Annotated in this window: 8 protein-coding genes; 5 read left to right on the forward strand and 3 right to left on the reverse strand. The window is 66.3% G+C overall.

The genetic code is table 11. From position 1 onward, the window contains the following. Nucleotides 1–1410, forward strand: a complete 1410-nt coding sequence (locus H7A12_00675; GenBank protein ID MCP5319343.1) for a cysteine--tRNA ligase — start codon at nucleotides 1–3, stop codon at nucleotides 1408–1410. A 37-nt stretch (nucleotides 1411–1447) separates the two neighbouring features. Here H7A12_00675 and feoB read toward each other — a convergent pair whose 3' ends face one another. Together feoB and H7A12_00685 are read right to left on the reverse strand one after the other, a co-directional pair. Beyond that, on the reverse strand, nucleotides 1448–3766 hold the full coding sequence (gene feoB, locus H7A12_00680) for a Fe(2+) transporter permease subunit FeoB (protein ID MCP5319344.1): 2319 nt from the start codon (nucleotides 3764–3766) through the stop codon (nucleotides 1448–1450). After that, on the reverse strand, nucleotides 3763–4005 hold the full coding sequence (locus H7A12_00685; GenBank protein ID MCP5319345.1) for a ferrous iron transport protein A: 243 nt from the start codon (nucleotides 4003–4005) through the stop codon (nucleotides 3763–3765). The genes feoB and H7A12_00685 overlap by 4 nt, the downstream gene beginning before the upstream one ends. Before the next feature lie 125 nt (nucleotides 4006–4130). On the opposite strand from H7A12_00685, the gene mnmH reads away from it, so the two are divergent. Together mnmH and H7A12_00695 are read left to right on the forward strand one after the other, a co-directional pair. Beyond that, on the forward strand, nucleotides 4131–5297 hold the full coding sequence (gene mnmH, locus H7A12_00690; GenBank protein ID MCP5319346.1) for a tRNA 2-selenouridine(34) synthase MnmH: 1167 nt from the start codon (nucleotides 4131–4133) through the stop codon (nucleotides 5295–5297). A gap of 33 nt (nucleotides 5298–5330) precedes the next feature. After that, entirely contained in the window at nucleotides 5331–6587 is a 1257-nt protein-coding gene (locus tag H7A12_00695) for an HD-GYP domain-containing protein (GenBank protein MCP5319347.1), read from the forward strand. Between the two features lie 32 nt (nucleotides 6588–6619). Here H7A12_00695 and H7A12_00700 read toward each other — a convergent pair whose 3' ends face one another. Continuing rightward, nucleotides 6620–6931, reverse strand: coding sequence for a hypothetical protein (locus H7A12_00700; GenBank protein MCP5319348.1), 312 nt, complete (start codon nucleotides 6929–6931; stop codon nucleotides 6620–6622). Between the two features lie 201 nt (nucleotides 6932–7132). Between H7A12_00700 and uvrA the strand changes: the two genes are divergently transcribed. Next, on the forward strand, nucleotides 7133–12583 hold the full coding sequence (gene uvrA / locus H7A12_00705) for an excinuclease ABC subunit UvrA (protein ID MCP5319349.1): 5451 nt from the start codon (nucleotides 7133–7135) through the stop codon (nucleotides 12581–12583). Then, nucleotides 12580–12918 (forward strand): hypothetical protein, encoded by a 339-nt coding sequence (locus tag H7A12_00710; protein MCP5319350.1) that lies wholly within the window; start codon nucleotides 12580–12582, stop codon nucleotides 12916–12918. Before uvrA ends, H7A12_00710 begins: the two co-directional genes overlap by 4 nt.

Consider the following 12918-nt stretch of genomic DNA (forward strand, 5'->3'; position numbering starts at 1 on the left):
ATGGCGCTGCGCATTCACAATTCCATGAACCGGCGCACCGGGGAATTCCGCCCGCTGGTACCCGGTCGGATCGGGATGTACGTCTGCGGCATCACGGTCTACGACTACTGTCATATCGGGCACGCACGGCTGCTGGTTGCCTTCGACGTGGTCGCGCGCTACCTGCGCGCCAGCGGCTGGCAACTCGACTACGTGCGCAACATCACCGATATCGACGACAAGATCATCCGTCGCGCGGGTGAAAATGCCGAGACCATCGAGTCGCTCACGGAGCGCATGATCACGGCGATGCACGAGGACGAGCGCGCACTCGGCAATCTGCCGCCCGACCGGGAACCACGCGCCACGGCGCATATCGATGCCATCCTGGCGATCGTCGCGCGGCTGGTGGAATCGGGGCATGCGTATCAGGCGGCGAACGGTGATGTGTATTACCGCGTGGCGCGCTTTGCCGGGTACGGCAAGCTGTCGGGGCGAAATCCCGACGATCTGCTGGCCGGTGCACGCGTCGAGGTCGGGGAGGACAAGGAAGACCCGCGCGACTTCGTGCTGTGGAAGGCCGCCAAGGCGGGCGAGCCAGCGTGGGACTCGCCGTGGGGTGCCGGGCGACCTGGCTGGCACATCGAATGTTCGGCGATGTCGATGCGTTGCCTTGGCGAGACCTTCGATATTCATGGGGGCGGTCCCGACCTGATCTTTCCGCATCACGAGAACGAGATCGCACAGTCCGAAGCGGCTACCGGCAAGTGTTTTGCGAACTACTGGATGCACGTCGGACCGTTGCGCGTGGATGACGAGAAGATGTCGAAGTCGCTCGGCAACTTCTTCACGATCCGCGATGTGCTGCAGCGCCACCAGCCCGAGGTGCTGCGTTTCCTGCTGCTCGCCAGCCACTACCGCAGCCCGATGAACTACGCGGAGTCGAGCCTGCAGGCGGCGCGTCAGGCGCTGGAGCGCTTCTATGCCGCGCTGCGCGACTTCGGCGACGTCGCAGCGCTCACGCCGATGGCGATGGCGATGGCCGGCAGTGTGTACCTCGAGCGCTTCTGCGCAGCGATGGACGACGACTTCAACACCCCGGCAGCGCTCGCGACGATGCACGAGCTCGCACGCGAACTGAATGCGGTGGCGCGCGCGGGGGACGCCGTGCAGGCGCGCCGCCTGGCCGGGGAACTGCGCGGGCTGGGTGCGATCCTCGGCCTGCTCGGTGACGATCCGCTCGCGTTTCGTCGTGGCGGAGACGGCGCAGGCGACGATGCGCCGATCGACAAGCGGGTGGCCGAGCGAGTGCAGGCCAAGAAGGCGCGGGATTTCGCGCGCGCAGACGCAATCCGGGACGAGTTGCGCGCACAGGGCATCGTGATCGAGGATACCCGCGAAGGATCGATCTGGCGTCGCGAACCGGTGTGAATTCCATGCCCCGTGCGGCGGGCGATGCAAGCGTGATTCAGAGGTTGATCACCGGTATCAGCCGATCGTCGCCGTGGCGTTTCTCGCCGAGGTGCATCAGCCACATGTAGCTGCCGGCCAGCGCGGCCAGGCAGCCGGCGATCCACAGCGCCGACGCGAGCGGATGCGCCGCGACGGTGCCACCCTGGTAGACGATCACGGCCAGCGTGTACGCGATCACCGTATTCCAGGTGGCCGAAAAGAACGCCCAGAAGCCGCCGATTTCCTTGTGCAAGGCACCGAGCGTCGCCACGCAGGGCATGTACAGCAGCACGAACAGCACGTAGGCAAACGCACCGATCTGCCCGTCGAACATGCGTGCCATCAGGCTGAAGGTCGTCCCGTGCAAGCCTTCCGCTGCGATCAACGCTTCGCGGTCACCGACGTTGCCGAGTCCGAGCGGATCCCCGAGCTTGCTTCCGAGTGCCGCAAGATTCGTCTTCACCGACGCGAAGGCCTCGTCCAGCATCTCGCGCGCACCGGTCGGCGGAGCAATTTCCCCGTCGCCCTGCGCCATCGTCGTATACAGGGCGTCCAGCGTGCCCACCACGACTTCCTTGGCGAAGACGCCGCTGAAGATGCCGACCGTTGCCGGCCAGTTGTGCTCATCGAGCCCCATCGGAGTGAACAACGGTGTGATCGTCTTGCCGATCTGCGACAGCAGCGAGCGGTCGGTGTTCTGGTTGCCGAAGCTCCCGTCGACGCCGATCGAATTCACGAAGTTCAGCACCAGCACCACGCTCACGATGGCCTTGCCGGCACGCAGCACGAAACCCTTGAGGCGGAACCAGGTATGCAGCAGCAGACCGCGCAGCGTGGGTACGTGGTACGGTGGCAGCTCGAGCAGGAACGGCGAGAGGTCGCGGTACATCAGCCGGCGTCGCAGCAGCATTCCGGTGCCGATCGCGAGTGCGATACCGATCAGATACAGGGCAAACACGACGTTCTGGCCGTTGCGCGGGAACAGTGCCGCGGCAAACAGCGCATAGACCGTCAGCCGCGCACCGCAGGACATGAATGGGGCCATCATTGCCGTGAGCAGCCGGTCCTGTCGGGTATCCAGGCTGCGCGTGGCCATCACGGCAGGCACGTTGCAGCCAAAGCCGACGATCAGCGGCACGAAGGCCTTGCCGGGGAGGCCGACCGTGCGCATCAGTCGGTCGAGGATGAACGCGGCGCGCGCCATGTAACCGGAGTCCTCGAGGAAGCTCTGGAACAGGAACAGCGCGGCGATGATCGGGATGAAGCTTGCGACCAGTTGCACGCCGCCGCCGGCGCCGTCCGCGATCGCGGCGATCAGCCACGGCGGAAAACCGGCCGCGTCCATCAGCGAGCGCGGCAGTTCGACGAACAGGGCTCCGGCCGCCAGGTCGAAGAAATCGATGAATGCCCCGCCCACGTTGATCGTGAACGTGAACATCAGGTACATCACGGCAAACAGCAGCGGGAACGCGAGCACACGGTTCAGCAGCAATCGATCCAGAAGCTCGGTGATATTGACCCGCTTGCCTTTTTCGCTGCGCACCGCCTGGTCCACGATCTGCCCGATGGTGTGGTAGCGTGCGGCGATCAGCGCATCGCCGGCGTTGCCGCCGAGGCCAGCCTCGATTTCGTCGATGACCGGCAGCAGCCGCGAGCGCGCGGGCTCGCCGATGCGCTCGAGCGCTGCGGCGTCACGGGCCAGCAGCGCAGCGGCGAGCAGCCGGCCGTTGGGACCGGCCTGCGTGGGGTCGAGGGCAGACTGCACCTGCAGCAGAGCGCTCTCCAATGTGGCGTCCAGTGCGAAGCGTGCCGGGGGTGGCTGTGCGGTCTGCAACTCGGCACAGATGGCCTCGATCAATGCGCGGATGCCGTCGCCGCGATTGGCGACCAGCGGAACTACCGGACAGCCGAGACAGGTCGCCAGGCGGTGCGGGTCGACGTGCAGCCCCTGCGAATGGGCCACATCGATCATGTTCAGTGCAACCACCACCGGCAGGCTGGCGTCGAAGATCTGCGCGCTCAGATACAGGCCGCGTGCGATCGTTGCAGCGTCGATGATGTTGACGATCAGATCCGCTTCGCGTGACAGCACGTAGGCTTGCGCGATCTGCTGGTCGATCGCGTCGTCGTCACGCGAGACATGCAGCGAGAAGGTCCCCGGCAGGTCGACGACGCGGATCTGCAGTCCCTCGTGCGTGAAAGTGCCGGTCTTGCGCTCGACGGTCACGCCGGGCCAGTTGCCCACGCTCTGGTGAGTCCCGGTGAGGCGGTTGAAGAGCGTGGTCTTGCCGCAGTTCGGATTGCCGACCAGCGCGATCGTGAACGGCTTCGTCACAGCACCTCCACCTGCAGGGTGCCTGCTTCGGCACGACGCAGGCTCAAGCGGAACCCGCGCACCATGATCTGGACCGGATCGCCCAGCGGAGCCTGGCGCATCACGGTGAACTCGGTCCCCGGCGTAAGTCCCATGCTGAGCAGGCGGTTACGGTAGTACTCGGGCATCGGGCCGAAGCCCTTGACCCGGGCCTGGTCGCCGGGTTGCAGGTTTGTGAATTCGGTGCTGGAGCTTTGCATGCATGCAGCTTATAAAACAATGGGAATGATTCGCAACAAGCCATGCCGTGCAAATGCCACGCATCCCCACTGTGGCAGGCACGCCTGCGCCCGGCTAGCATCTTCAGACGAGGCTGCATGATGGATTGGATATGACTTTTGGCGTGGTCACTGCGTCCGAATTCGATCGGTTGCTGTGCAAGGGGACAGCGCTCATCGACGTGCGTGCCGAAATCGAGTTCGACCACGGCGCGATTCCAGGTGCGGTGAACCTGCCGATCCTCGACACGAACGAACGTGAGCAGGTGGGAACCTGCTACAAGCGCGAAGGGCAACAGGCCGCGGTCGCGCTGGGCCACCGCCTGGTGAGCGGGCATACACGTGCGCAACGCACGGCGCGCTGGTGCGATTTCCTGCGGATGCATCCGGATGCTGTGCTGCATTGCTGGCGCGGCGGCATGCGTTCTCGTCTCGCTGCGGAGTGGATCAGCGTCGAGGGCGTCCCGGTACGGGTGGTCGAGGGCGGTTACAAGGCGTTGCGTCTGCACCTGTTGCACGAACTCGAGGTGCTGGCGCCACAGGCGGCACTGGTCGTCATAGGCGGGCGTACGGGGTCGGCGAAGACCGCGTTGATCCGGGAGCTTGCGGGCGGCATCGACCTCGAGGGTTTCGCGCATCACCGTGGCTCGAGCTTCGGCAGACGCGTGAGCGTGCCCCCCTCGCAGGCTGGCTTCGAAAACGCGCTTGCGGTGGCATTGTTGCACCAGCGCCTCGACGCAGCCGGCGCCACGCTGTTTCTCGAAGACGAAAGCCGCCAGATCGGACCGGTCACGGTCCCGCAGGACCTGCATCGCACAATGAAGGCGGCCCCGCTGGTGATCGTCGAGTCGAGGTTCGAGGAAAGAGTGGACCGGATCCTCACCGAGTACATCCACGAAGACCTGAGCGACTGGCTTGCGGCCGATCCCGAACACGGTTTCGTGCGCTTCGGCCGTGCCCTGCACGACGGCCTGACACGCATCGCACGTCGGCTTGGCGGCGATCGTCACCGCACGGCAGAGGGGCTGCTGCACGCGGCGCTCGAGCGCCACCGGCAGGAAGGCGACACGCACGCGCACCGTGCGTGGATCGCGCTGCTGCTGCACGAGTACTACGACCCGATGTACGAATACCAGCTTGGCAAGGCAGCCGATCGCGTGGTGTTCCGCGGCGACTTCGAGGCTGTGCGGGCGTGGTGTTGTGAAACACGTCTCGCGAGCAAGACCCGAGCGTGGAAAGCCCGGCAGGGACCGACTATATATAGCGATCGTTGATCACAGTGATGAGCGCATGGCGCGGGGAGCCTGATGTCGACGGTGGCTCGGTCAAGGCAGGGGTATTTCCATGCAGCAGTGCGCCGCGAACGCATCGCGGTCGATGCGCTGCAAGTGGGTATGCGGGTGGTCGAACTCGATCGCCCGTTGACCGAGACGCCGTTCCTGTTCCAGGGGTTTGCGGTCGAGAACGTGCAGCAGATCGCGGAAATCGCCCGTTACTGCGAGGAAGTGATCGTCGAGTACGACGATGCCGAGTGGGTGCCACCCGTCGATCGTGCCGTCTTGAAGCCGCCGTCGCGCAAGCCATTGCCGTTCCCGAAACGTCCTCCGGACACCATCGCCTATCAGCAGGCATCGGAGCTGCAGAGCGATGCGCGCGCGCTGACCCGCTCACTGATGGACGATGTGCGCCTCGGGCGTGCCATCAACATCCAGGAGGTGAAGGCGACGGTGTCCAGCGCCGTACGGCAGATCATCGACAGCCCGGATGCGATGCTCTGGCTGGCACGGATCCGTGATCGTGACGCCTATACCTCCGAGCATTGTGTGAACGTCGGCCTGCTTGCGATCAATTTCGGGCGTCACCTGGGTTATGGCGAGGACGATCTCAACGCCATCGGGTTTGCAGCGATGCTGCACGACGTCGGCAAGACACTGACTCCGCTCGAGGTGCTGAACAAGGAAGGCGCACTGACCCAGCCGGAATTCGAGCTCATGAAACAGCACCCGGTCGACGGGCGTACCATCCTGATGGCGCACCGCAACCTGAGCCATGGCGCGGTCGACGTTGCTTACGGGCATCACGAAGCGCTCGACGGCAGTGGTTATCCGCGCAAACTGAAGGCGGCGGGGATTTGCCGCATGACACGAATCGTCACGCTGTGTGACGTCTACGACGCCGTCACATCGGATCGCTGCTACCGCAAGGGGTTGGCGTCGCTGCGCGGACTCGATGTGCTGCGACGGGGTGCCGGCAGCAAATACGACGAGCAACTCGTCGACGAGTTCGTGCGCTGCATCGGACTTTACCCGACCGGCAGCATCGTGCAGCTCGTCAACGGCAGCCACGGCATCGTGCTCAGCACCAACTACCGCAACCGCCATCTGCCCCGGGTGTTGCTGGTACGCGACGAGCAGCAACAGCCATGCCGCGAGCGGGTGCTGGATCTGGAGAGCCTCTCGGGGCAACCCGGCATGGAAGGCTGGCTGATCCGCTCCGTGATCGCCAACGGCACCCACGGCATCCGTGTCGAGGAATACGTGCGTCGCGGCGTGCAGATCCTGTAGTGGCTGCCTCGTGAGCTGAGCTGCAGGAGTGATCAGTTACGCTTTGTTTCCGTCGCCGGCTTGATGGCTTCGCGGGTTCCGGCGCTGCGATAGCCTGCCGCCATGGCGGCGTCGATTTCCGTCTTGCTGTAACCCTTGTGTTCGCACTTCTGCATGGCGTGGTGCATGCGCGTCTTCGGTGACTTGCAGCGCGTGTTGCTGGCACCGAACCGCCCGTTGCATTCGGCCCAGATGTGCGTGCGTTCGGTCAGGGTTTCCAGGCAGTTCGGGCCGAACAGCGGCAGTGCCGAGGCGGGAGTGGCAAACATCCCCGCAAGACAGAGAGCGATGACGGTTCGGTTCACGGTCGACGGCATGCAGTGCATTCCCGGGTTCACGGTGTCGCGAAGTATAGTCCAGCGGTCGCCCGTGGGACGCTCGGCGTAGCGGTAGCACGCACGCAGCACCGGCTCCGGTTCGTCCTTGCAACGTTGCAGCCCGGCGCCGTGGTCGGCGAAGATTCACGGGCGGGCCCTGCCAGGTCCGTCCGGACAGGCAGTGCAGGCATGGACCCCCACGTGGAAGATTCGATCAGCATCAGCGGCGCGCGCCAGAACAACCTGCGCAACATCGACCTCGAACTGCCGCTCGGCATGTTCACCGTCATAACCGGCGTCAGCGGTTCGGGCAAGTCCTCGCTCGCGTTCGACACCATCTATGCCGAGGGACAGCGGCGCTACGTGGAAACGTTCTCGCCGTACGCGCGCCAGTTCCTCGACCGCATGGATCGCCCGCAGGTCGACGCGATTCGCGGCATTCCGCCGGCGATCGCGATCGAGCAGAGCGCATCGGTGCGCACTTCACGCTCCACGGTCGGCACGATGACCGAACTGAACGATTACCTGAAGCTGCTGTACGCGCGTGCGGCAACGCTGCACTGCGATGGCTGTGGGCGAGCGGTTGGGGCCGACAGCCCGGCCAGCGTTGCTGCACGTCTGCTGGCCGACCCGCGTCTCGCCGACACGATCGCGACCATCACGTTTGACGTCGAACCGCTCCCCGGAATGGACGCCGGGCAACTGCGTGCTGTGCTCGCGGCGCAGGGATACACGCGTGTCGAGGAAAGCGGGCAGGGGCTGCTCGTGCAGCAGGACCGCGTGCGCCTGCGCGAGGAGAACCGCTCCCGCCTGCTGGAGAGCCTGGAAACAGCATTGCGGCTCGGACGTGGTCGCATCGCAGTGCGCACCGGCGAGAGCAACGACGCGTTGCGGTTTTCCGATTCGCTGCACTGTGCAGACTGCGATATCGCGTATGCAACCCTGCCGGCAGCGGCATTCTCGTTCAACTCGCCGCTCGGGGCATGCGCGACGTGCCGTGGCTTCGGGCGCACGATCGGTATCGACTATCGCCTGGTGATACCCGACCCGACGCGCACGCTGGGTGGCGGTGCGATCAAGCCGTTGCAGACAGGTGCGTGGCGCGAGTGCCAGCAGGATCTGGAACGCTACGCACATCGGCGTGGGGTTGCGCTGGACGTGCCGTGGAGTGAGCTGTCCGCAGCCGATCGCAACTGGGTGATCGAAGGAGAAGGAGGATTCGACGATGGCGTCTGGTACGGCACGCGCCGCTTCTTCGAATATCTCGAATCGAAGAGCTACAAGATGCACATCCGTGTGCTGCTGTCGAAATACCGCAGCTACGAGACATGCGCGAGCTGCCACGGCGCACGACTGAAGCCCGAAGCGCTGCGCTGGCGGCTGCACGGCGCTGCCGAGGGCGGTGGACCGGGGCTCGACTATCACGCCTTCTCGCTGCTTCCGGTCACGCGCGCGCTGGAATTCATCGACACGCTGCAGTTACCCGGAGCAGCAGACGAGGCGAGTGCTCTGGTGCTGGCCGAAATCCGCTCGCGCCTGCGCTTCCTGGTCGAGGTGGGGGCCGGCTATCTGACGCTGGATCGCCAGTCGCGCACGCTGAGTGGCGGCGAGGTGCAGCGGATCAACCTGACGACCGCGCTCGGCAGCTCGCTGGTCAATACCCTGTTCGTTCTCGACGAGCCGAGCATCGGGCTGCATCCGCGCGACGTGGGGCGCGTGGTCGAGGTACTGAAGCGCCTGCGCGATGCCGGCAATACCTTGCTGGTGGTCGAGCACGATCCGCAATTGATGCTCGCAGCGGATCGCCTGATCGATATGGGACCCGGGCCGGGGCGAGCCGGTGGTGCAATCGTCTATCACGGTCCGGCGCGCGGGATTGCTGCCGTGGCCGGGTCGCTGACGGGTGCGTACCTGCGCGGAGATCGGGCGATCACGCGCCGACGCCGGATGGTCGATGCAGTGAGCGGTGCCTGCCTGACCCTGCTCGGCGCGAGCGCGAACAACCTGCGCGGTATCGACGTGCGGCTGCCGCTTGGTGCGCTGGTCTGCGTGACCGGGGTCAGCGGTTCGGGGAAGTCGACGCTGGTCGGCGATGTGCTCCATCGGGCGGCGCGCCAGCACTTCGGACGGCCGCTGGATGCACCCGGGGCGCACCGGGCGCTGCACGGACTGGAGCGGCTCGCTGACGTGGTGTTCGTGGACCAGGCGCCGATCGCTCGCAGCGCGCGTTCCAACCCCGCCAGCCATGTCGGCGCCTGGGCGTCGATCCGCGCCTTGTTCGCGGCGAGCCCGCTTGCGCGCGAACGTGGCTACACACCGGGCACGTTCAGCTTCAATTCGGGCGATGGTCGTTGTCCCGCCTGCTCGGGCAGCGGTTTCGAGCACGTCGAGATGCAGTTCCTCAGCGACGTCTATCTGCGCTGCCCCGAGTGCGACGGCAAGCGGTTTCGCGCCGAGGTGCTCGAGGTGCGGCTCGCGTCGGGACACTCGATCGCCGACGTGCTGGCGCTGACCGTCGACGAGGCGCTGCTCGGCCTTGCCAGCGAGACCGAGGTGGTGCGCACGCTGACGCCACTGGTCGAAGTGGGCCTCGGCTACCTGGCGCTGGGACAGCCGGTGCCGACGCTGAGCGGTGGCGAATCGCAACGTCTGAAGCTCGCCGGGCATATCGCCGAGGCAACGGAACGCAGACGTGACGGCAAGGGTGTGCTGTTCGTGTTCGACGAGCCCACGACCGGGCTGCATTTCGACGATATCGCACGGCTGCTCGGTGCCTTCGACCGTCTGCTCGACGGCGGTGACTCGCTGCTGGTGATCGAGCACAACCTCGACGTGATCGACTGCGCCGACTGGCTGATCGAACTGGGCCCGGACGGCGGCGAGGCCGGCGGCGAATTGCTGTTCCAGGGAACGCCGGACGCGATGGTGCAGACCGGGTGCCCGACGGGTGTGGCGCTGGCCGCCTGGCGCGGCGAACGTGGGCGCATGCCGGCTGCGGCCGCTGCGAAGCGCAGGCGTCGCGGCAGCACTGCAATCGAGATCCGGCATGCACGCGAACACAACCTGAAGGACATCGACCTCGACCTGCCGCGCGATGCGCTCAGCGTGATCACCGGCATCAGCGGCAGCGGCAAGAGCACACTGGCTTTCGACATCCTGTTCGCCGAAGGGCAGCGCCGTTACCTCGAGTCGCTGAACGCCTACGCGCGCCAGTTCGTGCAGCCCGCGGTGCGTCCGGACGTCGATGCGATCCGCGGCATTCCGCCGGCGGTCGCGGTCGAGCAGCGCACCAGCCGGGGTGGGCGCAAGAGCACCGTCGCCACGATGACCGAGATCCACCATTATCTGCGGCTGCTGTTCGTCAAGCTGGGACGCCAGTACTGCCCTGGCTGCGACATTCCGATCGAGGCGCAGTCGCCGGAGCTGATCGCGGCGCGCGTCCTGCGCGAATTCCGCGGGCGGTGTGTGCAGTTGCTGGCTCCGCTGGTCAGCGGGCGCAAGGGGCTCTACACGGCGATCGCGGCGCATGCTGCGCGTCGCGGTCAGAAGTGGTTGCGCGTCGACGGCGTGCTGGTGCCTACCGAGCTGTGGCCACGAATCGATCGCTATCGCGAGCACTGGATCGAACTGCCGCTGGCGACGCTCACCGTCAGGGCGCGCGATGAGGCGAGTCTTCGTGCAGGCCTGGACGAAGCGCTTGCAGCCGGTAACGGCAGCGTGCAGGTACTCGTGCTCGATGGCCCGCAGCAGGGCAGCGTGCACGCCTACTCGACGCGCCGCTGCTGCCCGCGCTGCGAGCGCAACTTTGCCGAACTCGATCCGCGTCTGTTCTCGTACAACTCGGCGCACGGCTGGTGTCCTGCCTGCTTTGGTACCGGTCTGCAGCTCGAAGGTTTCGATGCGGCACAGAGCGGCGAGGAGAACGTGTGGAACGACTGGTGGCAGGGCCAGGAACGTGCCTGTCCGAACTGCGCGGGGCAGCGCCTGCGCCCGGAAGCGTTGGCGGTGCGCCTGCACGGGCACGGGCCCGCGTTCTACAACGCGCTGACGGTCGATGGGGCGCTATCCTGGTTCGAGCGCTTGCGACTCGACGGACGCGAGGCCGAGATCGCACGCGACGTGCTGCCCGAGTTGCGTTCGCGCCTGGGCTTCCTGCGCGAAGTGGGACTCGGCTACCTGGCGCTCGAACGTGCGGCACCGACACTGAGCGGCGGCGAGGCACAGCGCATCCGCCTCGCGGCACAACTCGGATCGAACCTGCGTGGGGTGTGTTACATCCTCGACGAACCGACCATCGGCCTGCACCCACGCGACAACGCGATGCTGCTGGGCACCCTCGAACAACTGCGCACCAAGGGCAATACGGTGGTCGTCGTCGAGCACGACGAAGAGACGATCCGCCGTGCCGATTACGTCGTCGATCTGGGACCGGGCGCGGGCAGGCTGGGCGGCGAGGTGGTGGCCGCGGGGAGCATCGACGCCGTGATGCGCACGCCACACTCGGTGACTGCACGTTTTCTGCGCGAGCCGCTACGCCATCCGCTGCATGGTTCACGACGCGCGATCGCAGCGGATGCACCGCGGTTGCTGGTGCGCGGGGCAACACGGCACAACCTGCGGGGGGTGGACGTCGAGATCCCGCTCGGGCGTCTGGTGTGCCTCAGTGGTGTCAGTGGCAGTGGCAAGAGCACGCTGATGCGCGAGGTGCTGGAGTCGAACCTGCGGGACCGCACGGCCCAGCGCCGCGGGCAACGGATCGCATGGCAACACTGCACGGGGATCGACGGCTGGGAGGCGATCGCGCGTGTCTTCGAGGTGGACCAGACGCCGATCGGCAAGACCCCGCGCTCGTGTCCGGCGACCTATGTGGGCATCTGGGACGCGGTGCGCAAACTGTTTGCTGCGACATCAGAGGCGCGCGTGCGCGGCTTCGGTCCAGGGCGCTTTTCGTTCAATACGGCGGGCGGGCGTTGCAGCTCCTGCGAGGGGCAGGGGCGACAGCGGATCGAGATGAGTTTCCTGCCCGAAGTACACGTCGTCTGTGAGGAGTGCGGCGGGTCGCGCTTCGACGCCGAGACGCTCGAGGTGCGATTCCGCGGCCTGCGCATCAGCGACGTGCTCGACATGAGCGTTGCCGAAGCGGTCGAGTTCTTTGCCGCACACCCGTCGATCCAGCGGGCACTGGTGCTGCTCGACGAAGTCGGGCTGGGTTATCTGCGGCTCGGGCAGGCGAGTCCGACCCTGAGCGGCGGTGAGGCACAGCGCATCAAGCTGGTCACCGAGCTGGCGCGGATGCGTGGGGAAGGGGAGCGGCGCGGCACAACGCACGCGCTGTACCTGCTCGACGAGCCGACGGTCGGGCTGCACATGGCAGACGTGGAGAAGCTCGTCGGCGTGCTGCATCGTCTGGTCGATGCAGGCAATACGGTGCTGGTCATCGAACACAACCTCGATCTGCTGGCCGAAGCAGACTGGGTGATCGATCTGGGTCCGGAAGGTGGAGCCGGGGGCGGGCGGATCGTCGCGGCCGGCACGCCGGAGCGCGTATCACGCAGCAGACGCTCCCACACGGGACGTGCGCTGGCGCCGTTCCTTGCCGAACGCGGCAACCTCACCCGACCGCGGCAGGGAAGCAGATGAGCCGCGCTACGGGGCTGCGCACCGTGTGGGAACGCACCCTGCGTGCGCAGCTCGAAGCGCTGCTGCGTTCCGTGCTGGCCGGGGACGACGCACCACCGGCCCTGCGCTTCAAGACCGAGGGCTGCGCTGAAACCGGGCTGGCGCTGGGGCTGCTCGACGCGTCCGAACTCGCGGCATTGCTCGACGCGATCTACCTCGACACGAGCGGCGCGACGATCGTCGAGCGCTTCGGCCATACGGCTGAAGAGTGCATCGACCGCGCACGCGGGCGGGTCAGCCTGCCGTTTGCGATGAGGCGCGCTCCGGTGTACCCGAGTGGCGGCCGCGCGCGCTGA

Source organism: Pseudomonadales bacterium (genome assembly GCA_024234165.1).
In the GTDB taxonomy this organism is placed as follows: Bacteria; Pseudomonadota; Gammaproteobacteria; order Pseudomonadales; family UBA5518; genus UBA5518.

What these genes read in the sequence shown, in the direction of transcription:
- H7A12_00675 (MCP5319343.1), top strand. Translation starts at nt 1, where the DNA reads ATGGCGCTGCGCATTCACAATTCCATGAACCGGCGCACCGGGGAATTC.
- H7A12_00685 (MCP5319345.1), bottom strand. Translation starts at nt 4,005, where the DNA reads ATGCAAAGCTCCAGCACCGAATTCACAAACCTGCAACCCGGCGACCAG.
- H7A12_00695 (MCP5319347.1), top strand. Translation starts at nt 5,331, where the DNA reads ATGTCGACGGTGGCTCGGTCAAGGCAGGGGTATTTCCATGCAGCAGTG.
- uvrA (MCP5319349.1), top strand. Translation starts at nt 7,133, where the DNA reads ATGGACCCCCACGTGGAAGATTCGATCAGCATCAGCGGCGCGCGCCAG.
- H7A12_00710 (MCP5319350.1), top strand. Translation starts at nt 12,580, where the DNA reads ATGAGCCGCGCTACGGGGCTGCGCACCGTGTGGGAACGCACCCTGCGT.